We start from the raw sequence: 22,161 nt of genomic DNA, 5'->3' as shown, positions 1-22,161 counted from the left end.
GCAAGGCTTAACGGTGATTCCTTTAGAAACGGTTCTCAGAAACCCGAAGGAGCCAAAGATGCAGAGGGATGAAATTGCGGGCCTGCGCGGCCGGATTGCCGGGTTGCAGGCCCTGCGCGCCGTCGGGCGGGTGGTGTCGGTGGATGGATCGGTGATCTGGATTGATGGCCTGGCCGCCACGGCCAGCATCGGTGACCGGCTGCGCCTCTTGCGCCGGGATCGTGCGCCCCTGGATGGCGAGGTGCTGCGCATCGACGACACACGCGTCGCGATGCTGCCGGATGCCGAGGTTGACGGCGTGGCGCGCGACGACCGTGTGGCGGTTCTGGGGCCGCCCAGTCTGGCCCCGTGGGACGGTTGGATCGGGCGGGTGATCGACCCTTATGGTCAGCCGTTGGATGGTCAGCCGCTGTCGCAGGGCGCCGTGCGCAGGCCATTCCGGTCCGCTCCGCCGCCCGCGGCAACCCGGCGCGCATTGGGCGGTCGTCTGGAAACCGGGGTGCCCGCATTCAACACGCTTCTGCCCATCGTGCAGGGCCAGCGGATCGGTCTTTTTGCCGGGTCCGGTGTCGGCAAATCCCGGCTTCTGGCGCGGCTGGTGCGCAGCATGCAGGCGGATGTCGTCGTGCTGGCGCTGGTCGGCGAACGCGGCCGCGAGGTGCGCGATTTCTTGCAGACCGTGCTGGGGACCGAGGGCATGCGCCGCACCGTCGTGGTCGCCGCGACATCGGATCGATCGGCAGTCGAGCGTCGACGCTGCCCTCAGGCCGCGATGACGATTGCCGAGCATTTTCGCGACCAGGGGGCGCATGTGCTCTACCTGGCCGATTCGGTCACCCGTTTTGCCGAGGCCCATCGCGAAGTCTCTATAGCATCGGGCGAACTGCCTGCGTTGCGCGGCTACCCCGCGTCGACCGCGCATCAGATCATGTCGCTTGCCGAGCGCGCCGGACCCGGTGCGGACGGAGCAGGCGATATCACCGCGGTCTTCAGCGTGCTGGTGGCGGGGTCGGATATGGACGAACCTGTCGCCGACATTCTGCGCGGGGTTCTGGACGGGCATGTGGTGCTTGACCGGCAGATCGCCGAACGCGGGCGGTTCCCGGCCATCGACCTGCTGCGATCGGTGTCGCGCAGCCTGCCCGAAGCGGCGACCGAGGCAGAGAATACGACGATTGCCGAAACCCGCAGGCTGCTGGGTGCCTATGCGGGGGCCGAAACGATGATCCGTGCCGGGCTTTACCGCGATGGCAGCGATCCGCTGCTGGATCAGGCCATTCGCGCCTGGCCCGAGATCGATGCCTTCCTGGGCGATCCCAATCCCGTCACGACCGAGATGTGCTTTGCCCGGCTGAACCTGATCCTGCGGCGTGCCACGGCGGGCGGTTCGAAGCCGATGCCGTCGCGTGCGCAGCCGCGCGCCATCGGATCGGCAGGCTGAAAGCAGCGGGCCTGCGCCTCAGGTCCGCGGAATGCTTTGCAGCAGCATCAGCGCCACCTGGCCCGACCCGGTGCTCTGGCTTGCGCTGATCTGGGTTTGCAACAGGTAATTCTGTACGATCTTTTCCAGAACGTCCGGCGTGGCCAGATCGGTCACGACGTCAGATCCAAAGCGGCTTTGGGCGCGATCCTTCAAGGTTTCCAGCTGCTGGTCGATGTCGATCTGGCCGAACCCGTCCGGCAGCCCCAGCGCCGTCTCGAACACCTCGCGCAGTGGCGGCGTGCCCATGATCCGAAACCACTTCATGTCGTTGCTGCCAGCCTCTTGTGCCAGTTCGGGCAGTGCGCGTTCCAGGTTCATCGCCAGGCGCAGGTTTTCGTCCTGCGCACCCACGGCCACCTCGAACTGCTGCGCCCGGTACTTGTCCAGGACCTCGGTCCCGAAATAAGACAAGCCGGTGCGCGGCGGCGTGATCTCGCCAAAGCCGAAGGCCTTGGAAAACGCCTTGTAGCGGTCGTCGGCCAGGCGGTTCGACAACGCCTCGGGGCTGGTCGTCCCGTCCTCGAGGATCTTGCGAATGAAGAACTTGTTGTCGATGTCGTCCTGCAGGCCAAAGGCACCCAATGCGACGCGCAGCAGTCGCCGGTCCGCCACCAGATCCTCGGCCGAGGTGATTTCGCCGATCTTTTCCGCGAAATAGGCGGTGTCGCGGCTCAGCTGTGCGCCCCTTTCAAAGGCGGCCTTTTGGGTGGGCAGGGTGCTTTGCAGGAACTGCCAGCCGCTCAGCCCCCCGCCCACCAGAACCGGCTGAAAGCTCATGACCGCCCCGCGGCCAAAAGCCGGTCTTCGCGCGGGATAAGGCCGCGCAGTGCCTTGAGGCATTGATAGAACCGGTCCTGCAGCAGCGCGTCGGTCGCGGTGGCAAGCAGCGTTCGGCTGTCGGGATCGGTCAGGATATGGCTCAGCTCCTCGATCCGGCGAAGCAGCTGGTGCCGGGTGTCGGCGGGGTCTGCATCCCCGGTCAGGGCCAGCTGCGCGGCATAGCAGACCCGGCGCACCGGCGTCACGGCCTCTTCTGGATGGATGGCATCGCGCAGGCGCAGGATGTTGGCATTGGGCGACAGGATCGACATGCGGCTGCGCTTGTCACCGTTTTCGATCACCGCGCCGTTGATCAGCACCCGTTCCTTGGGGCCGAGTTTCAGGACCAGCCCGCTCATCTGGGTGCCCCCCGACCCGAAAGGCCCTTGAGGATCGCTGCGTTGACTTCGAGGATCGGCGCCACACGCGCCTTGCCGGTTAGCACCTTGCCGGTATGAACCTGCACGAACTCGGCCAGATAGAAAATTTGCGCCCGCAGCTCGGGCGCCAAGGCATTGCCATCGTCGCTGACATCGACGGCGAAGGCCGTCCAGAGCTTGCGATTGTCCGACAGCGCTTCGACCAGTTGCGGGAAACCGCGCTTGCCCTTCAGGGCGGCGGCGCGGATTCGATGCGTGATCTGTGCGATCAGTTCGTATTCGATGCGGCGGTCGGTACGGGTGGTGGTGGCGGACTGAGAATAGGCGCGTTGCGCCAGGGACTGCGCGTTCACTTCGCATCCTTCCGGGTATGACTACAAAGATATGTGGGATCGGTGGGGGGATCGGGGGCCGGTAACCGGCCCCCGACGGACGTCAGCTTAACGGAAGAGCGACAGCAGCGACTGCGGCGCCTGGTTGGCGATCGACAGCGCCTGAACACCGAGCTGCTGCTGAACCTGCAGCGCCTGCAGACGTGCCGATGCTTCTTCCATGTTGGCATCGACCAGAGTGCCGATCCCGGACTTCAGCGCATCGGTCAGACCCGAGACGAAGTCGGCCTGCGTTTCGATACGCCCTTGGGCCGAACCGAAGGCGGCGGCGGAATCGATGGCGGTCTGGATCAGACCCTCGATACCTTGCAGAGCGGCCTCGGTGCCATTGTCGGTGGTGACGTCGAACCCGGCAAGCAGCTCCAGGCCGCCGCCGACGGTGCCGTCAGCCTCGCCTTCCAGGGTTGCGATGTCGGCGATGTCAGACTGTTCCACAACGCTGTTGTCGTCGGAAATCGCTTCATCATAGCCATTGGTGAAGTCGATCTGACCGGCGTTGGTCGCATTGACCGAGAAGCTGATGTCCAGACCGTCTTCCTTGGCCTGAACGTTCAGACGATCAACCATCGCCTGCGTCACGTCAGCAAGCGTGTCGCCATCCCGAGCGACGTAGACAACGTCGGCCGAGAAATCGAGCGCATCGCCAGACACGTCGCCCGCGAAGTTGCCGCTGCCGGTGACCTGGAAGGAGGCACCGGCGACCAGATCGTCGTTCGCGCCGACGCCGTCGAAGGTCACGAACTCGGCCGTTGCACCCGAGGCGACGCCGGTCGTGTTCACCGACACATCGAGGCCCATGGTGCCGGCGGTTGCCGCCCCTTTTCCGAGATCCTGCTTGCCGACACTGATGTCGGATGCGGCAACACCCGTCCCCGAACGATCGAGTGAAGAAAGAATGTCGATCGATCCCGAATCTTCCGTGGTGTCGGTGTTTGACAGAAGGTTCAGACCGTTGAACTGCGCCGCGCCGACAACGGCGTCGATCTGGTTGGTCAGCGCGTCGATATCCGTCTGGATCTTGGCGCGGTCGACGTTTTCTTCTTGCGCCGCGACGATCTTGCCTTTGATGTCGGTCAGCAGGTCGGTGACGGTTTCGGCGGCCTGGCGTGCCACGGCAACGGTCGACTGGCCCAGGTTGAGGCTGTCGGAGATGCCTTTGAAGCCTTTGACATCCGCCTCCATCACCTTAGAAATCGCCCAGACGGCAGAGTTGTCCTTGGCATTTGCGACGTTCTTGCCGGTAGAAATCTGGTTCTGCACCGATCCCAGATTCTTGTTGATGGATTTCAGGGTCTGCAGCGCGACCATGGCGCCGTTGTTGGTCAGAATGCTTGACATGGGTGGTTAATCCTTACGGTCGGACGGCGCTTTTGCGCCTGTTTTCGATGTCGCCTGTCATGGCGGCTCATGGTCGTTCTGACACCTGCAGTCGCGTCTTCGGTGCGACCGCGCCACCCATCGGGATGCCGCCCGACCATGCCGTTTTCAGTCCTAACAGAGTGCTAAGCTGCGCCCGCGCTGTTCACCGCATTTGAGATAAATGGCGATCACGCGCGACGCTCCAGCCGCTGCGCGCCGGGGTCGCTGATCGCGGTCCGGCGGCCACTGGCATCGTAGGTGTCCACCGATTTGCGCAGCTGGCGCAGCGCGCCCAGCCGTTTGGAGACGTTGCGAATCCCCTCGAGCGCCTGGTCGAAAAGAACGCCGTTGCGCTGCATCGAGGTTTGCAGCGCCTCAAGCTCGGCCCGATCGGGCGGATCCTGCGCCGCAAGCGCGGTGATCAGCGCCTCCTTGCGGTCGAGCAGGTCGGACAGCGCATCTAGTCGGCCGTCCAGCAGCGCGCTGCGTTCTTCGGTCACCAGATCGCTCAGCGCATCCAGCAGGGTTGCCGTGTCCATTTCATCCATGATCGCGCGCCTTGAGTGAGTGATAAAGGGTTTCGGCCAGCCCGATGCCGCCGCTGTCCACCATGGCGCGCGCCTGTTCGGTGACGAGGAAGGACGCGAACTGGTCCTCTCCGATGCCGCCGCCAAAGCCGTCGCTGACCTTGCCCAGGCCAGAGGATTTCAGCATCTCGGCCAGGAAACCGGCCTCGAGCTCTTTGGCCGCCTCCCGCAATTGTCGGTCGCGCAAAGCGGGCGGGGCGGTGGTGGCGGGGGATATTTCCATTCTGGGCATCTCCAATTCGACTCACTTTTCCGAATGTCGCCCAAGGACGGTAAAGAACCGGTAAGGACCTGTGGGTTAGCTGTCCGGTGACGGAAGAACTCCCGGAGCAGTCATGTTTGGTCCTCTCTTGAACGCGCATACCGATCCCGCGACCACTGGATCGGCCCGCCGCGTACCGCCCGACGCCGCACCCAACGACGGCGCTTTTGCCGAGGTTCTGCGCAGTTGCGGACCGGGCGGTCGCGTCTGCGGTGGCAGAGGGGAGGGTGCCGCAGAAGCGTCTATCGTGACGGAGGGGCAGACGCCCACGAACCCCGAGGCGGCGGCAGGCGCAGAGGTCTCGGTGTCGGACGAAGATGGCGATCTTGATCTCTTCATCGATGAAGATCAGCCCGTGTCGGTGACCGGCGAGGATGCGGGGGCAGGTGTTCCTGCGACGGATGCCGACATTTCTGATGAGGAGCCTGGAACGTTTGACGATCTGGCGCCGATCAAGGGCGACGGGTCAGATGACGCGGACGGGATTGCTGTGGACTCTGACCGTGTTCATGATGAACCAAACCTGGCACGGCCGCCAAGGGCCGATGCCGAAAGAGGTCTGACGCAAGTCGATGGCGCCTTGTTATCGGCGTCGGTCCGACCGGAGCGAATCACGCATCCGCTGCCAGGCAAACCCAACGGTCGATCAGATGGAATTGCAGTGCCGACAGCAACGAGGTTCCCGACGTCACCTGCGGAGAACGCGGGGCGCGCAGCCGTGGCAAACGGTTCGCCGGGCCTAAGACAGCCGACCGAGTTGAAAGTGCCGGAAAGTGCCTTGATCAGTCGTCTCTCGCCGGCGCTGCAAAAAGGCGCACGACTGGACAATTCGCTGGCCGCTCGATCAGTTTCAGATCTTGAAGGTCCAGTAGGGAGAGGCCCGTTCCCCGACGCAGCACAAGGATTTTCTGCTTCTCGGTTGGGTCAGAACACGCAGGCATCTGTGCCCGCTCCAGCCGCAAAGGGGTTGGTTGCCTCATCCAGCATCCGAAACTCATCTGAGTCCGTTCCGACACAGGCGACGCAGGCCGATCTGCGGCCTCCGGAAACCCGCTCAGCAGAGCCTTTTGCTCCTGCCGGAGCTCTGAAAATTCCGGCGATGTCCCACCCGAACAACATGCCGTCGGCACCTCGATTTGGTACAACAGATACCGTAAACAACAAGCGTTCCGTTCAGGCTGGTGCCATAGGTCCGGTCGCTTTCACACCGGACTCGCTCCGGGCGTCGGCCATGCCCTTGTCGGTCGACACCTCAACAACCAAGCCAAAGATCGACACCCCTCGCATGTCGCGGGCCCTCCCGCCCACAAGCGCTTTGCGTCACCCGACGGAGGCCGCAGTCGTGCCGGTTGGCCAATCGGCACCGACGAGCTCTTTCGGCGGCACGGTCTCTGCACCGGTCAAGATAAACGCCAGCCCCGGACCGGCCGTAGACGTGGCGGCAGCGGCGTCCGGACTCGATGCCTCGAAGGCCCTGTCGGCGCCGGAAACACGCATGGCGACGCTGGTTTCGGCAAAGGTCGACCTTCCTATGACCGGACAGCCTGAAGGTCAGCCGCACGGCAATCATTCGGCGACCGGCCCCAAACCTCAACAGTCCGCGCTTCTCGATCTGCGTCCGGCGATCACCGACCCGACCCGCAGAATCGAACCTGCCGGTATGAGCGCACGGCCGGAGCCTGCGGCGACAGCGCGCCGAACGGATCAACCAATGATCCACCCGGCGCAAATCGCGCCGGTTCCGCCAGCCTTGCAACCAGCGGATCCCACCGGTCGGGCTGCGCGTGTGAGCTCTGAGTTCATGCAGAGACCGGACGACACCGATCCCGCCAGCGCCATTGCCAAAGGTGTCCGAAACGACGGGCCTGCCACCACCGCGCGAGCGGTCGGACAGCTTCCGACCGCCGCGCCGCGCCTGGATCTTTACCCTCGGATGGAGATCTCGGCCGGACAGCGCCCGATTCGGGAGGATCAGATGACCGCGCCCGAACCGCGCAATCCTGCCCCGGTTCAGGCAGCCGCACGCCCGTTTTCCACGGCACAGTCCCTGACGCCTGCCGCTCTATCCGCGCAGCTGCCGGAGGGCTCAGAACCGGACGGGGGTGTTGAGACAAGTCCAGTGGCGCTCGGCGAGGTGCGCAGCGGTTCCGCCCCCACGATGATCAGCCACAGCGTCCCGGCCCATGCCGCGCCGCCCGCAGCGGTGGTGCGACAGGTGGCCGAGGGGGTGGCACTGGCGCGTGACGGGGCTGTGGAACTGCGGCTCAACCCCGAAGAGCTGGGCCGCGTTCACGTGCGCATCAGTGCGTCGGAAACCGGGGTGATGATGCATGTCACCGCCGAACGGCCCGAAACGCTGGACCTGCTGCGCCGTCATATCGACTTGCTTCAGCGCGACCTGAACGCGCTTGGATATGACGATCCGCAGTTTTCCTTTGACCGGCGGGGCGGACACGCCGAACAGACCACGACCGATGGCCCGGAGCTGTCGGATGACGCCTCGCCCACCCCCGCCAAGCACACCGCCAGCCCCACGATCCGCCCGCAGACCGACGGGCTGGACATCCGATTATAGGACATCGCCATGGACATTTCCCAGATCCCCCCCACGGCCTTTGGCGCCGGGAACACCGCTCCCGAGGCGCAGGAGCTCAGTTCGGATTTCGAGACGTTTCTGCGCATGCTGACGGTTCAGATGCAGAACCAGGACCCGCTCAACCCGGTGGATTCCGCCGATTATGCCGTGCAACTGGCGACGTTTTCATCGGTGGAACAGCAGGTCATGACCAATGATCTGTTGCGCGGGTTGACCGACCAGATCGGCGGCAGTTCCATGCAGCAGCTCGCCGGATGGATCGGGATGGAGGCGCTAGCCCGCGCCCCGGTGCAGTTCGACGGAACGCCTGTCAACATCCGGCCCGATTTTGCCGAGGGCGCGGATCACGGCGCATTGGTGGTGCGCGACAGCGCGGGCACGGTCCTGTTGCGCGAACCGCTGGGCCTGTCGGCGGATGCGGTGGAATGGGCGGGCGTCGACGAAAATGGCGTGACCCTGCCCGACGGCACCTACCGGTTCGAGATCGAGAGCTACCAGAACGGCACACTGATCGACGCGCGCGTGGCCCAGACCTACAGCCGCATCGAAGAGGCACGGGTTGACGGTGGCATCACCCTGCTGCGCCTGGCGGACGGAAGTGAGGTCATCTCGACACTCGTGACCGGCTTGCGGGCGCCGGATCAGGCCAACAGCACGTAAAGCGTGACGGCACCCGCACCGATGACTAGGCCCAGCCCGGACCACAGCAGCCGGCCGGGCCACTGGCGGGTGGGATCGGGCGGTGGGCTATCGGCCTGCCGGATCAGCGCCGCCTCGACCAGCTGCGGCAGGCGCGGCCCGAACCGTGCCAGCACCAGCGCCGTCTTGCTGAAATCGCGTAGGGCGGCGCGGGGGCCGATGCTTTTCTTGATGTAATCCTCGACGACAGGCTGCGCGACCTTCCAGATGTTCATCCGCGGGTTCAGCGATCTTGCCACGCCTTCGACCACCACCATGGTGCGCTGCAGAAGGATCAGCTCTGTCCGGGTTTCCATCCCGAAACGCTCTGTCACTTCAAAGAGATAGGCCAGAAGCCGCCCCATCGAGATGCGCGTCGCGTCCATGCCGAAGATCGGCTCGCCGACGGCGCGCAGGGCGCGGGCGAATTCATCGACATCGCGGTCGGCGGGCACGTATCCGGCTTCGAAGTGCACCTCGGCCACACGCTTGTAATCGCGGCGGATAAAGCCGAACAGGATCTCGGCATAGACCCGGCGGGTGTATTCGTCGATGTGGCCCATGATCCCGAAATCATAGGCGATGATGTCTCCGTTCGGCGCGACCTTGAGGTTGCCCTGATGCATGTCGGCGTGAAAGAATCCGTCGCGCAGCGCGTGGTTCAGGAAAAGCTGCAGCACCCGTTCGCTGAGTTCGACGCGGTTATGCCCCGCGGCATCCAGTGCCGCATTGTCGCCCAGCGCCGCGCCTTCGGCCCATCCCATGGTCATCACCCGGCGGCTGGAATGCATCCATTTGATATCCGGCAGCTGAAAGCCGGGATCGTCCTTGGTGTTGGCGGCAAATTCGGACGCTGCGGAGGATTCGAGCCGCAGGTCCAGTTCACCCATCACCACGCCTTCGAAGTGCGTGATCACGTCCATCGGGCGCAGACGCCGGGACGATGGCGACAAAAGTTCGACCATTCGGGCGCAGAGGTAAAAGGCGTCGATGTCTTTGCGGAATGCCCTCTCGACATCAGGGCGCAGGACCTTGACCGCCACAACCTCGCCGGTGTCACGCAGCCGTGCCTTGTGGACCTGGGCGATGGAGGCGGCGGCCACAGGTTCGCTGAACTCGATAAACAGATCGTCGGCAGGCGCGTCCAGTTCGCGCGCCACGGTCTCTTTCGCGACAGACACCGGAAACGGCGGCAGCTTGTCTTGCAGCACGCGCAGCTGCACGGCCAGTTCTTCGCCCACCACGTCGGGGCGGGTCGACAGGACCTGGCCGAACTTGATGTAGGCCGGGCCCAGGGCGGTCAGCGCGCGGGTCGCGGGCGGCATGCTGGGGTCGCCCTCGTATCCGAGCCATTTGAAAGGCCAGCCAAGCACGCGGGCGGCGGCACGCAGCGCGGGCGGCGCATCAAAGGCGTCCAGCACGACACCCATTGCGCCGGTACGCTCCAGCGTGGCGCCGGTGCGGATCAGCCGCCAGATGTTGTGCGGACCGCGCATGCTAAAGCTTCCAGCCGGAGTGCAGGCAGGCGACGCCCATGGTCAGATTGCGGTACTTGGCCTGCTCGAACCCGGCCTGGCGCACCATCCCGAGAAATGTTTCCTGATCCGGGAATCTGCGGATCGACTCCACCAGGTATTGATAGCTGTCGCGGTCGTTCGCGATGACCTGCCCCATGGCGGGAATCACGTTGAAGGAATAGCGGTCATAGGCCCATTGCATCGCCGGGTTCGGGATCTGCGAAAACTCCAACACCATCAGACGCCCGCCGGGGCGCAGCACGCGGTAGGCCTCGTTCAGCGCCTCCTGCGGGCGGGTCACGTTCCGGATGCCGAAGCTGATTGTGTAGACGTCAAAGCTGTTGTCGTCGAAGGGCAGGGCCATGGCGTCGCCCACCACCCAGTCCAGGCTGTCGGCCATCGCCTCGGCCTCGGCCCGTTTACGACCCTCGATCAGCATCGGTTCAGTGAGGTCGAGCACCGTGGCATGGCCATGGCCCGCGCGCTTGAGGAACCGGAAAGAGATGTCACCGGTGCCGCCTGCCACATCCAGAAGCCGCTGGCCACGGCGCGGCGCGAGCCAGTCCATCATCGCGTCCTTCCAGATGCGGTGGATGCCCATCGACATCGCGTCGTTCATCACGTCGTATTTCGACGCCACCGAGCCGAAGACGCCGCGCACCCGCCCGGCCTTTTCGCTTTCGGGTACGTCCTGGAATCCGAAATGTGTGGTTTTTCCGCTGTCGTCGGTCATGGGCCTTGCCGTTCTAACTGGTTGATCCTTCTTATAGGGTGCCCACGCGCTGTTACAATGCGACCCAACCGCAAGGACCGTCAGAGATGCCAGAATTACCCGAAGTCGAGACAGTCCGTCGCGGGTTGGCCCCTGTGATGGAAGGGCAGGTGATCGCGCGGGCCGAGGTGAACCGGCCCGATCTGCGCTGGCCCTTCCCCGACAACATGGCCGCGCGGCTGACCGGCGCGCGGGTCGTGCGGCTGCGGCGGCGGTCGAAATACATCCTGGCCGACCTCGACCGGGGCGAGACGCTCTTGATCCACCTGGGTATGTCGGGGCGGATGCTGATCTCTGGCGATCCGCTGGGGCGGTTCGTGCATGATCACCCGGCCCCGGAAAAACACGACCATGTCGTCTTTCACATGCGGAACGGGGCGCGCATCACCTTTAACGACGCGCGGCGCTTCGGCGCGATGGACCTGATGCGCACCAACACGGCCGATGCGCATCCGCTTCTGGCGGCCATCGGGCCCGAACCACTGGGCAACGCGTTCAGCGAATCCCACCTCGTGGCGGCGCTGAGGGGGCGTAACATGCCCATAAAATCAGCACTTCTGGACCAGAAAATCGTCGCCGGTCTGGGCAACATCTATGTTTGCGAAACGCTTTACCGGGGGCGTGTACACCCGGCGCGCAAGGCCGGGCGGATCGCGGCGGGCCGGATCGCGGGCCTTGTTCCGATCATCCGGCAGGTCCTGACCGAGGCGATCGAGGCGGGCGGATCATCCCTGCGCGACTTCCGGCAAGCCGATGGAGAGCTTGGATATTTCCAGCATACCTTCGACGTCTACGGGCGCGAGGGTGGTGCCTGCCGCCGCGATGGATGCAGCGGAACGGTGCGCCGCATCGTCCAGTCGGGACGGTCTTCGTTCTATTGTGCGGCCTGCCAAAGATAGCTTGAACCGCAAGCCCAAGATGGTAAGGCTTCGGGTTCTGACCGAAACAATCGAAAGCATGTTTCATGGCCTATGAGACGATCATCGTCGAAGTAGAAGACCACGTCGCCACCATCAAACTGAACCGCCCCGATGCCATGAATGCGCTGAATTCTCAGCTGCTGGGCGAACTTGCGGATGCCCTGCGCGATGCGGACGGCAATGAAAAGGTGCGCTGCATCATCCTGACCGGGTCGTCCAAGGCGTTCGCCGCCGGGGCCGATATCAAGGAAATGTCCGAAAAGACCTTTGTGGAGGTCTTCCTGGCGGATTTCTTCGCCCGCGAGCATGAGGCCGTCACGAAAGTGCGCAAGCCGATCATCGCCGCCGTGGCAGGATACGCGCTGGGCGGCGGGTGCGAACTGGCCATGATGTGCGATTTCATCATCGCCGCGGATACCGCGAAGTTCGGCCAACCCGAGATCAACCTGGGCGTCGTTGCCGGAATCGGCGGCACGCAGCGGCTGACCCGTTTTGTCGGCAAGTCCAAATCCATGGACATGCACCTGACGGGCCGGTTCATGGACGCGGACGAGGCGGAGCGTTCGGGCCTTGTCAGCCGCGTGGTCCCGGCCAAGCAACTGATGGCAGAGGCAGAGGCCGCGGCACAGAAGATCGCCGAGAAATCGCTCCTGACCTCGATGGCGGTCAAGGAATCAGTCAATCGCGCCTACGAGACGACCCTGTCCGAGGGCATTCTTTTCGAACGGCGGATGTTCCATGCGATGTTCGCAACCGAGGATCAGTCCGAAGGTATGTCGGCCTTCCTGGAAAAGCGTACGGCACAGTTTCGCGACAAGTGACGGATCGGTGAAATTTGGGTTTGCATCCGCGACGCAGACTCCGTAAGGACACCGCTTACATGCGCGTGATGCCCGCTCTGGCAAGAATCGATCCGGACAAGATGGTTCCGGGCCTGTGGGTTTTGCGCTGCCGTTTTGGAACCGACAGACTGGAATAGAGATCATGGCAAATTCGCCGCAGTCCAAGAAACGCGCTCGTCAGAACGAAAAGCGTTTCGCCATCAACAAGGCGCGCCGGTCGCGCATCCGTACCTACCTTCGCAAGGTCGAAGAGGCGATCGCCTCGGGTGACAAGGACGCCGCCGCAGCTGCCCTGCGTGCCGCCCAGCCCGAACTTATGCGTGGCGTGACCAAGGGCGTGTTCCACAAGAACACCGCCTCCCGCAAGATCTCGCGCCTGTCGGCGCGGGTGAAGGCCATCGGATAACCGTATCAGATTTTGATGTCAGAGAATGAGGCGCCACAAAAAGTGGTGCCTCATTTGTATTTTGGGCAGTTCTGCAACGGGCCTACGATTCTTTTCCACAGAAAGCTGAGTCAACGGATAAGAACTGTTGAAGCGCTTCGAACTGCCCTGATAAATTGATCCTGCGAGTCACACATAGCTTGCTGCTAGGGGGGACAGGATCGCGGGTCGCGCCACACTTGGGTGGCAAAATCCGCAGCTCTGACCGGTCGGAAACGATTGTCAGATCTCAAGGTGCGATTCCTTGGGCCATGTCCAAATCATAGGTGCGAAGCCCGCGTTTGATGCTGCGACCGGTAGGGGACACCGGCGTGGTGGTGTACGTTTCAGGCTTGGCACAGACCGATCAGGTCGTTCGGTTTCACGCATCTGCGGCGTGAAAGCAAAACGGCTGTGCCCGACCATCTCTTGTGTGGCCGCCGCGCATTGGCAGATGCGTGTGGCAATGGCAATGACTGATGGGACCTGGGGACCTAATGACACAAGAACAATGGGGCGCGTTGCAAGATGGTTTGTGCAAGACGGTGGGTAAGAGCAATTACACCAACTGGATCAAGCCGCTGAAGTACAAGGGCCTGGACGATGGCGTAGCAGTGTTCGATGTCCCCACAAAGTTCGCCCGAACTTATGTGACACAGAATTTCGGTGAACTGCTGCTGTCCAAGGTGTCGGGCATGGGCTCGGGCGTGCGCAGGATCGAATTCCAGGTTTCGGAAACCCCGCCCGCGAAAGCTGCAAAGCCCGCCAAGGCTCAGGCACCGGCAAGCGCTGCGGACATGCTGACCAGCGCGCCGCTTGAAACCCGCTTTACCTTCGACAATTTCGTCGTGGGCAAGCCCAACGAACTGGCCCATGCCGCCGCCCGCCGCGTGGCCGAAGGTGGCCCGGTTACCTTCAACCCGCTCTTCCTGTATGGCGGCGTCGGCCTGGGCAAGACCCACCTCATGCACGCCATTTCCTGGGAACTGCGCAGCCGCAATCCCGAAATGCAGGTGCTGTACCTTTCGGCCGAACAGTTCATGTACCGCTTCGTGCAGGCGCTGCGGGAACGGCGGATGATGGATTTCAAGGAAATGTTCCGGTCCGTCGACGTGCTGATGGTCGACGACGTGCAGTTCATCGCGGGCAAGGACAGCACGCAGGAAGAGTTCTTTCACACCTTCAATGCGCTGGTGGACCAGAACAAGCAGATCATCATTTCCGCCGACCGCGCCCCGGACGAGATCAAGGATATGGAAAACCGGATCCGGTCGCGCCTGCAATCGGGCCTCGTGGTGGATCTGCACCCGACCGATTACGAACTGCGGCTGGGTATTCTGCAATCGCGCCTTGCGCAGCATATGGCACAGTATCCCGACCTCAGCATCGACCGGGGGATCATCGAATTCCTGGCGCATCGCATCTCGACCAATGTGCGCGTGCTCGAAGGGGCGCTGACCCGGCTCTTCGCCTTTGCGTCGCTCATCGGGCGGCCGATCACCATGGATCTGACGCAGGATTGCCTGGCGGACGTTCTGCGCGCGTCGGAACGCAAGGTCAGCATCGAGGAAATCCAGCGCAAGGTGGCGGATCACTACAACATCCGCATCTCGGATCTTGTCGGGCCCAAGCGGGTGCGCAACTTCGCCCGCCCGCGGCAGGTCGCGATGTATCTGTGCAAGCAGCTGACAAGCCGCTCCCTCCCCGAGATCGGGCGCAAGTTCGGCGGCCGCGACCACACCACCGTGATGCACGGGGTCAAGCGGATCGAGGACCTGAAGGTTCAGGATGGTCAGATTGCCGAGGATCTGGAAATGCTGCGCCGCACGCTCGAAGCCTGAGGGAAATCCGGCAACAGACGGGACAAGGCCGCAAAAGGGCGCAGCGCCGCCCTTGACGGCCCCGTAAAACCGACCGACAAAACGGATTAAATGGGTTGGAGAGGCGCGTGGCGCAGGCTAACGTGCATCTCCGGCGGTCGGAGGGATAGGCGATGAAGATCAGTATCGAACGCGGCGCATTGCTCAAGGCTGTGGCGCAAGCCCAGTCGGTGGTCGAGCGGCGCAATACCATTCCGATCCTCGCCAATGTCCTGATCGAGGCCGAGGGCGACAGCGTGACGTTCCGCGCGACCGACCTGGATATCGAGGTGGTCGACAAGGCCCCCGCGCAGGTCGAACGCGCCGGAGCCACAACCGTGTCCGCCGTGACCTTGCATGAAATCGTGCGCAAGCTGCCCGACGGCGCGCTGGTGGCGCTGTCCGAAGGCAGCGCCGCGGGGCGGCTCACGGTGACGGCGGGCCGGTCGAACTTTTCGCTGGCCACCCTGCCCAAGGAAGATTTCCCGGTGATGGCCAGTTCGGAATACTCGGCCAATTTTTCGGCCAAGGCGCAAGTTTTGCGGCGGCTTTTCGACAAGTCGAAATTCGCCATCTCGACCGAGGAAACCCGCTACTATCTCAACGGCGTCTACATGCATGTGGCCGATGGCGACGGCGGCAAATCCCTGCGCTGCGTGGCGACCGACGGCCACCGCCTGGCCCGGATTGACGCCGATTTGCCCGACGGCGCCGCCGACATGCCGGGCGTGATCGTGCCGCGCAAGACCGTGGGCGAGCTGCGCAAGCTGCTGGACGACGACGACATGGCCATCGCGGTGTCGGTCTCGGACACGAAGGTGCGTTTCGCGACGCCCGATATCACCCTGATTTCCAAGGTGATTGACGGCACCTTCCCCGACTACACCCGCGTGATCCCGCAGGGAAACACCCGCAAGCTCGAGGTCGATGCCTCGGAATTCGCAAAGGCGGTCGACCGCGTCGCCACGGTCAGCTCGGAACGGTCCCGCGCGGTCAAGCTGTCACTGGACGAGGATCGGCTGGTGCTGAGCGTCAACGCCCCGGATTCCGGCGCGGCCGAAGAAGAGCTGGCCGTCGCCTATGGCGACGAACGGCTGGATATCGGCTTCAATGCCAAGTACCTGCTTGAAATCGCAAGCCAGGTGGACCGCGAGAACGCCGTTTTCATGTTCAATTCGTCCGGTGACCCGACCCTGATGCGCGAAGGCGACGATATGTCGGCGATCTATGTCGTCATGCCGATGCGGGTCTAGGCGCGGCCCTGACCGCCCTGCCGCGTGGCTCTTTATCTTTCCGAACTGAAACTGTCGCATTTCCGGTCGCACAAGCGGGCGGATATCGCCGTTGATGCGCGCCCGGTCGCGATTTACGGACCCAATGGTGCGGGCAAGACCAACCTGCTTGAGGCTGTGTCGCTGTTTTCGCCTGGTCGGGGGATGCGCCGCGCCTCGGCGCAGGACATGACCCGCAGGCCCGAGGCGCTGGGCTGGAAGGTCAGCGGCGTGCTCACCGGCCCCGAAGGCACGCACGAGGTGGCGTTCCAGTCGGAAAGCGGCGCGCCCCGGCAGGTGCGCATCGACGACAAGACCGCGACACAGACCGCGCTTGGCCGCATCGCCCGTGTGCTGTGGCTCGTGCCCAGCATGGACCGGCTGTGGATCGAGGGGGCCGAGGGGCGGCGTCGGTTTCTGGATCGCATGACACTATCGTTCTTTCCCGATCACGGCGAGCTGTCGCTGGACTACGAAAAGGCTATGCGCGACCGCAACCGGCTGCTCAAGGACCAGATCCGCGACGCGCATTGGTACGCCGCGCTCGAGGCGCAGATGGCGCGCAGCGGCGCGCAGTTGCACGCCAACCGGCACGAGGCGCTGCGGCGCCTGCAGGCGGCGCAGGCCGGGGCCGAAACCGCCTTTCCCGCCGCCGACCTGACGCTGGTTCAAAGCGAAGGCGAGATGCCCGACGGCGCGGACGCCCTGCGCGACGCGCTTGTCGACAGCCGCCCACGCGACATGATGGCGGGCCGCACGCTGGTCGGTCCGCACCGCGCCGATCTGCACGGCGTCTTTGCCGCCAAGGGCGTGCCTGCCAGCGACTGTTCCACCGGAGAGCAGAAGGCGCTGCTGATCTCGCTCATCCTGTCGAACGCCCGCGCGCTTGCGCCTGATTTCGGTGCTCCGCCGCTTTTGCTGCTGGACGAGGTTGCCGCGCATCTGGACGCGGGCCGCCGCGCCGCCCTATACGACGAAATCTGCGCCTTGGGCGCGCAGGCCTGGATGACCGGCACCGGGGCGGAGCTTTTCTCGGATCTGGGACAGCGGGCGCAATATCTGTTGGTGACGGACTCTGAGGGACTGTCGGACGTAATGGAGGCGACACCATGACCATCGGCATCTGGGAAATCGCCGCCTATGCGGGTGCGCTTTTCATCCTGTTCCTGACGCCCGGCCCGGTCTGGGTGGCGCTGACCGCACGGGCGCTGTCAGGCGGATTTCGCGCCGCCTGGCCGCTGGCCCTGGGGGTGGTCGTGGGCGATATCCTCTGGCCCTTCCTCGCCATCCTCGGGGTGACCTGGATCGTCGGGGTCTTTGCCGGATTCATGGCGGTGCTGCGCTGGGTCGCCTGCGCGACCTTCCTGATCATGGGGGCGCTGATCATCCGCAACGCCGACAGCAGCATCGCCAAGGATTCGCGCCTGACCCGGCCCGGCATGTGGGCGGGGTTTCTGGCGGGGCTCGCCGTCATTCTGGGCAATCCCAAGGCCATCCTGTTCTACATGGGTGTTCTGCCGGGCTTCTTTGATCTGACGGCGCTGCAATGGCCCGACATGCTGGCGATTGCCCTGATCTCGGCCCTGGTGCCGCTCATCGGCAACCTGGTTCTGGCGCTGTCGATCGACCGGGCCAAACGGCTCTTGTCCTCGCCCAGGGCGCTGCGCCGGACGAACCTCACCGCGGGGGCGCTGCTGATCCTCGTGGGGCTGGTGATCCCCTTTGCGTGACACTCAAATCGCTGCTGCCGCGCGGGCCCATTGTTGCTAGCGTGCCAACGCCCCGAATGCCACAAAATCTAGTGTCATTTGCGTGACAATCCCCCGCGATCAGCCTATAAATCAGGCGCAAAGAACAAGGGAAATCCGCATGTCCGAGACCGAGCAGACGCCAGAAGAGTATGGCGCCAATTCCATCAAGGTTCTCAAAGGGTTGGAGGCTGTGCGCAAGCGGCCCGGCATGTACATCGGCGATACCGACGACGGGTCGGGCCTGCACCACATGGTCTACGAGGTGGTGGACAACGGCATCGACGAGGCGCTGGCCGGCCACGCCGATGCGGTGACGGTGAAAATCCACGCCGATTCCAGCGTTTCAGTCAGCGATAACGGACGCGGCATTCCGGTAGACATGCACGAGGGCGAAGGCGTGTCCGCCGCAGAGGTCATCATGACCCAGCTGCACGCCGGCGGGAAATTCGACCAGAACAGTTACAAGGTTTCGGGCGGTCTGCACGGGGTCGGCGTGTCTGTGGTGAACGCCCTCAGCGACTGGCTCGAACTGCGTATCTGGCGCAACGGCAAGGAACATATCGCCCGGTTCGAGGGCGGGTTCACCACCAAATCGCTTGAGGTCGTCGGAGATGCCGACGGCCGCAAGGGGACCGAGGTGCGGTTCCTCGCCTCCACCGACACATTCTCGAACCTCGACTATGATTTCCACACGCTTGAAAAGCGCCTGCGCGAACTGGCGTTCCTCAATTCCGGCGTGCGCATCATCCTCGAAGACGAACGCCCGGCGGAACCGCTGCGCACGGAACTTTTCTACGAAGGCGGCGTGCGGGAATTCGTGAAATACCTCGACCGGTCCAAGACCTCGGTCATGCCCGAACCGATCTATATGACCGGCGAAAAGGACGATATCGGCGTCGAGGTCGCGATGTGGTGGAACGACAGCTACCACGAGACCGTTCTGCCCTTTACCAACAACATCCCGCAGCGCGATGGCGGTACGCATATGGCGGGCTTTCGCGGCGCGCTCACGCGGACGATCAACAACTATGCCCAGACCAGCGGTATCGCGAAAAAGGAAAAAGTGTCCTTTACCGGCGACGACGCCCGCGAGGGTCTGACCTGCGTGCTGTCGGTCAAGGTTCCCGACCCGAAGTTTTCGAGCCAGACCAAGGACAAGCTGGTCAGCTCCGAAGTGCGCCCTGCCGTTGAATCGCTGATGAACGAAAAGCTGGCCGAGTGGTTCGAGGAAAACCCGAACGAGGCGCGTGTCATCGTCGGCAAGATCGTCGAGGCGGCGCTGGCCCGCGAGGCCGCGCGCAAGGCGCGCGAACTGACACGCCGCAAGAACCCGATGGACGTGAATTTCCTGGCCGGAAAGCTCAAGGATTGTTCCGAGAAAGACCCATCCAAGACCGAGCTTTTCCTGGTCGAGGGGGACAGCGCCGGCGGGTCGGCGCAGACCGGTCGCGACCGGGGCACGCAGGCCATTCTGCCTCTCAAGGGAAAAATTCTCAACGTGGAACGCGCGCGGTTCGACCGGATGCTGGGCAGCCAGGAGATCGGCAACCTGGTGATGGCGCTGGGCACCGGCATCGGTCGGGACGAATTCAACCTCGCGAAACTGCGCTACCACAAGATCGTCATCATGACCGACGCCGACGTGGACGGCGCGCATATCCGCACACTGCTGCTGACGTTCTTCTACCGTCAGATGCCCGAGCTTATTGAAAACGGGCATCTTTATATCGCGCAGCCGCCGCTTTACAAAGTGTCGCGCGGCAAGTCCGAGGTCTATCTCAAGGATCAGGCCGCGATGGACGACTACCTGATTTCGCAGGGTTCGGAAAACGCGCTGCTGCGGCAGGGCAACGGCGAGGAAATCAGCGGTCAGGACCTCAAGCGCGTGGTGGACGAGGCGCGCCAGCTCAAGCGCGTGCTGGATGCCTTCCCGACGCATTATCCGCGCCACATCCTGGAACAGGCGGCCATTGCCGGGGCGTTTGTGCCCGGCGCGGTGGACCGTGACCTGCAAGGCGTGGCCGACAAGGTGGCGACCCGGCTCGACCTCATCGCGCTTGAATACGAACGCGGCTGGCGCGGGCGGATCACCCAGGATCACGGCATCCGGCTCGCGCGCATCCTGCGCGGCGTCGAAGAGGTGCGCACGCTCGACGGCCCGATGCTGCGCTCGGGCGAGGCGCGCAAGACCGGCAGTTTCACCGAAAGCCTGCAGGCGGTTTACGACCAGCCCGCCGTGCTGGAACGCAAGGACCGCCGCCAGATGATCCATGGTCCGCTCGACCTGCTGGCGGCAATCCTGGAAGAGGGCGAAAAGGGCAACACGTTGCAACGCTACAAGGGCTTGGGTGAGATGAACCCCGATCAGCTGTGGGAAACCACGCTGGACCCCGACGCGCGCACGCTCTTGCAGGTCAAGGTCGACGACATGGCCGAGGCGGATGACCTTTTCACCAAGCTGATGGGCGACGTGGTGGAACCGCGCCGCGAATTCATCCAGCAGAACGCACTGAGCGTCGAGAACCTCGACTTCTAGGCCGGTGTAGGCGCGCCCGTAGTTTTTCGCCGCGCGCATAGTTTTTCGCGTGCTGAGGTCGGGATGCGGCAGCGTTTTCCGTGGCTTTCAGAAAGTTAGCGCGAAATCCAAGCCTTCGCGGTTTCTTGTCAGACGTCAGCGCCTACCGGACAGATTTAGGGGTTTGAGCAACGGAGGATTTCTGGTTCATCGAAGCCATTATGGAGCGAAGATGAACAAGAAATCCGGGACATCGAAGGACGCCGCTGACAAGCTGGTCAGGGGCATCAAACGCAGAACGCGCAAACACTACTCTGCCGAGGAGAAGATCAGGATCGTCCTGGCGGGCCTGCGTGGCGAGGAGAGCATCGCCGCGCTATGTCGCCGCGAGGGTATTGCAGAGAGCTTGTATTATTCCTGGTCGAAGGAATTCCTCGAATCTGGGAAGAACCGCTTGGCGGGTGATACGGCGCGACAAGCGACATGCCCTGAAGTCAAAGAACTGCGGTCAGAATCTGCCGCCCTGAAAGAGGTGGTTGCCGAGCTGACGCTTGAGAACCGGTTGCTCAAAAAAAGCATGATCGGGGATGGGGGCGACGAAGAATGAGATACCCCGCCGCAGAGAAGCTTGAGATCATCCGCACGGTCGAGGCATCGCACCTGCCAACCCGGCAAACCCTGAAGATGCTCGGCATCCCCAGCAGCACCTATTACGACTGGTACGCCCGCTGGAGCGACGGTGGCGCCGATGCCCTGGCTGATCGGTCCCCACGGCCCAAGTCAGTGTGGAACCGCATCCCGGACAAGGTACGCGAGGATGTTGTCGATTTTGCCCTTGAGTATGAAGACCTGACGCCGCGCGAATTGGCGGTCAAATACACCGACGAGAAGCGGCACTTCGTCTCGGAATCATCCGTGTAGCGCATTCTCAGCGCCGAGGATTGGATCACTGCACCGGCCCATGTCGTGATCCGCGCAGCCGATGAGTTCCGGGACAAAACCAGTCGTCCGAACGAGCTCTGGCAGACCGACTTCACGTACCTGAAGGTCATCGGCTGGGGATGGTTCTATCTCAGCACGATCCTCGACGATTACAGCCGATACATCATTGCCTGGAAGCTCTGCACCACGATGAAGGCTGTCGATGTCACCGACACGCTGGAGCTGGCACTGGACGCTTCGGGCTGCAACAGCGCGGCCGTCGCGCACAAACCACGGCTGCTCAGTGACAATGGCTCGTCCTACGTTGCCGCCGACCTGGCCGACTATCTCGACGACAAAGGAATGGATCACGTTCGCGGCGCTCCGCACCATCCGCAAACCCAGGGCAAGATCGAGCGCTGGCATCAGACCATGAAGAACCGTGTTCTGTTGGAAAACTACTTCCTGCCCGGCGACTTGGAACGCCAAATCGGCGCCTTCGTTGATCACTACAACACCCACGCTAGCACGAGAGCTTAGACAACCTGACACCCGCCGACGTCTATGGACCTGTCACGCTTTCGTGCCGCTCCGATTGCTCACTTATGCAGCCTTTGCTTTGAAGGCCAAAGGGCTTTTCCAGCCGAGTGCTGAATGCCTCCGTCGCGGATTGTAGAAGCCATTGATGTATTCAAAGATGGAGATCTCGGCGTCGCGACGTGTGCGCCAGGAGCGTTGCCACAGCAACTCAGCCTTGATCGTTTTGAAGAAGGTTTCCACCGCTGCGTTGTCGTAGCAATTTCCAGTGCCACT

20 protein-coding genes and 1 pseudogene are annotated in these 22,161 nt (G+C 63.3%); 12 read left to right on the top strand and 9 right to left on the bottom strand.

The features are described from left to right. Positions 1-58 precede the first annotated feature (58 nt). Entirely contained in the window at positions 59-1,441 is a 1,383-nt protein-coding gene (locus tag ACOXXX_RS11320) for a FliI/YscN family ATPase (RefSeq protein WP_422826698.1), read from the top strand. Positions 1,442-1,459: 18 nt separating this feature from the next. Here ACOXXX_RS11320 and ACOXXX_RS11315 read toward each other — a convergent pair whose 3' ends face one another. The 6 genes from ACOXXX_RS11315 to ACOXXX_RS11290 form a co-directional block, all read right to left on the bottom strand. Then, complete coding sequence (locus tag ACOXXX_RS11315) at positions 1,460-2,260, bottom strand: DUF1217 domain-containing protein (RefSeq protein ID WP_422826697.1); 801 nt, start codon at positions 2,258-2,260, stop codon at positions 1,460-1,462. Further along, positions 2,257-2,661: a flagellar biosynthesis repressor FlbT gene (gene flbT / locus ACOXXX_RS11310; RefSeq protein ID WP_422826696.1), complete on the bottom strand. Its 405-nt coding sequence runs from the start codon at positions 2,659-2,661 to the stop codon at positions 2,257-2,259. Before flbT ends, ACOXXX_RS11315 begins: the two co-directional genes overlap by 4 nt. Further along, positions 2,658-3,035: a flagellar biosynthesis regulator FlaF gene (gene flaF / locus ACOXXX_RS11305; protein ID WP_422826695.1), complete on the bottom strand. Its 378-nt coding sequence runs from the start codon at positions 3,033-3,035 to the stop codon at positions 2,658-2,660. The genes flbT and flaF overlap by 4 nt, the downstream gene beginning before the upstream one ends. Before the next feature lie 87 nt (positions 3,036-3,122). Next, positions 3,123-4,412: a flagellin gene (locus ACOXXX_RS11300; protein ID WP_422826693.1), complete on the bottom strand. Its 1,290-nt coding sequence runs from the start codon at positions 4,410-4,412 to the stop codon at positions 3,123-3,125. Positions 4,413-4,621: 209 nt separating this feature from the next. Continuing rightward, positions 4,622-4,981 (bottom strand): flagellar protein FlgN, encoded by a 360-nt coding sequence (locus ACOXXX_RS11295; protein ID WP_422826692.1) that lies wholly within the window; start codon positions 4,979-4,981, stop codon positions 4,622-4,624. Next, positions 4,974-5,252 carry a rod-binding protein gene (locus ACOXXX_RS11290; RefSeq protein WP_422826691.1) on the bottom strand — a complete coding sequence of 93 codons (279 nt, stop codon included), beginning with the start codon at positions 5,250-5,252 and terminating at the stop codon, positions 4,974-4,976. Before ACOXXX_RS11290 ends, ACOXXX_RS11295 begins: the two co-directional genes overlap by 8 nt. Before the next feature lie 118 nt (positions 5,253-5,370). On the opposite strand from ACOXXX_RS11290, the gene ACOXXX_RS11285 reads away from it, so the two are divergent. Both ACOXXX_RS11285 and ACOXXX_RS11280 read left to right on the top strand, forming a co-directional pair. Further along, positions 5,371-7,857, top strand: a complete 2,487-nt coding sequence (locus ACOXXX_RS11285) for a flagellar hook-length control protein FliK (RefSeq protein WP_422826690.1) — start codon at positions 5,371-5,373, stop codon at positions 7,855-7,857. 9 nt (positions 7,858-7,866) lie between these two features. Beyond that, on the top strand, positions 7,867-8,538 hold the full coding sequence (locus ACOXXX_RS11280) for a flagellar hook capping FlgD N-terminal domain-containing protein (RefSeq protein WP_422826689.1): 672 nt from the start codon (positions 7,867-7,869) through the stop codon (positions 8,536-8,538). On the opposite strand, the gene ubiB is transcribed toward ACOXXX_RS11280, so the two are convergent. Together ubiB and ubiE are read right to left on the bottom strand one after the other, a co-directional pair. Beyond that, the gene (gene ubiB, locus ACOXXX_RS11275) at positions 8,520-10,052 is read right to left on the bottom strand and encodes a 2-polyprenylphenol 6-hydroxylase (RefSeq protein ID WP_422826688.1); all 1,533 of its coding nucleotides are present in this window, start codon (positions 10,050-10,052) and stop codon (positions 8,520-8,522) included. The two genes, ACOXXX_RS11280 and ubiB, sit on opposite strands and share 19 nt — an antisense overlap. Before the next feature lies 1 nt (position 10,053). Further along, positions 10,054-10,806, bottom strand: coding sequence for a bifunctional demethylmenaquinone methyltransferase/2-methoxy-6-polyprenyl-1,4-benzoquinol methylase UbiE (gene ubiE, locus ACOXXX_RS11270; protein WP_422826687.1), 753 nt, complete (start codon positions 10,804-10,806; stop codon positions 10,054-10,056). Between the two features lie 86 nt (positions 10,807-10,892). Here ubiE and mutM point away from each other — a divergent pair, with 86 nt between their 5' ends. From mutM to ACOXXX_RS11225, 9 genes and pseudogenes are all read left to right on the top strand, one after another. Next, on the top strand, positions 10,893-11,744 hold the full coding sequence (gene mutM / locus ACOXXX_RS11265; RefSeq protein WP_422826686.1) for a bifunctional DNA-formamidopyrimidine glycosylase/DNA-(apurinic or apyrimidinic site) lyase: 852 nt from the start codon (positions 10,893-10,895) through the stop codon (positions 11,742-11,744). A gap of 65 nt (positions 11,745-11,809) precedes the next feature. Beyond that, a complete protein-coding gene (locus ACOXXX_RS11260; RefSeq protein WP_422826685.1) occupies positions 11,810-12,586 on the top strand; it encodes an enoyl-CoA hydratase in 777 nt (258 codons plus the stop codon). A 163-nt stretch (positions 12,587-12,749) separates the two neighbouring features. After that, the gene (rpsT, locus tag ACOXXX_RS11255; RefSeq protein WP_422826684.1) at positions 12,750-13,013 is read left to right on the top strand and encodes a 30S ribosomal protein S20; all 264 of its coding nucleotides are present in this window, start codon (positions 12,750-12,752) and stop codon (positions 13,011-13,013) included. A gap of 515 nt (positions 13,014-13,528) precedes the next feature. Then, positions 13,529-14,872, top strand: a complete 1,344-nt coding sequence (dnaA, locus tag ACOXXX_RS11250) for a chromosomal replication initiator protein DnaA (RefSeq protein WP_422826683.1) — start codon at positions 13,529-13,531, stop codon at positions 14,870-14,872. Positions 14,873-15,024: 152 nt separating this feature from the next. Next, entirely contained in the window at positions 15,025-16,143 is a 1,119-nt protein-coding gene (gene dnaN, locus ACOXXX_RS11245) for a DNA polymerase III subunit beta (RefSeq protein WP_422826682.1), read from the top strand. A gap of 24 nt (positions 16,144-16,167) precedes the next feature. Beyond that, positions 16,168-17,274, top strand: a complete 1,107-nt coding sequence (gene recF, locus ACOXXX_RS11240) for a DNA replication/repair protein RecF (protein WP_422826680.1) — start codon at positions 16,168-16,170, stop codon at positions 17,272-17,274. Beyond that, a complete protein-coding gene (locus tag ACOXXX_RS11235; protein WP_422826679.1) occupies positions 17,271-17,891 on the top strand; it encodes a LysE family translocator in 621 nt (206 codons plus the stop codon). The genes recF and ACOXXX_RS11235 overlap by 4 nt, the downstream gene beginning before the upstream one ends. Before the next feature lie 139 nt (positions 17,892-18,030). Then, positions 18,031-20,448: a DNA topoisomerase (ATP-hydrolyzing) subunit B gene (gene gyrB / locus ACOXXX_RS11230; protein ID WP_422826678.1), complete on the top strand. Its 2,418-nt coding sequence runs from the start codon at positions 18,031-18,033 to the stop codon at positions 20,446-20,448. A gap of 211 nt (positions 20,449-20,659) precedes the next feature. Further along, a pseudogene (locus tag ACOXXX_RS11225) lies at positions 20,660-21,914 on the top strand (IS3 family transposase); the annotation flags it as partial. 37 nt (positions 21,915-21,951) lie between these two features. Here the strand turns inward: ACOXXX_RS11225 and ACOXXX_RS11220 are convergent. Further along, positions 21,952-22,161 (bottom strand): integrase core domain-containing protein (locus ACOXXX_RS11220; RefSeq protein ID WP_422826436.1); only part of this gene is annotated, 210 nt, incomplete at its 5' end.

The sequence above is a fragment of the Thalassococcus sp. BH17M4-6 genome (assembly GCF_049323015.1).
In the GTDB taxonomy this organism is placed as follows: Bacteria; Pseudomonadota; Alphaproteobacteria; order Rhodobacterales; family Rhodobacteraceae; genus Puniceibacterium.
This window is presented reverse-complemented; position numbering and strand designations above follow the sequence as displayed.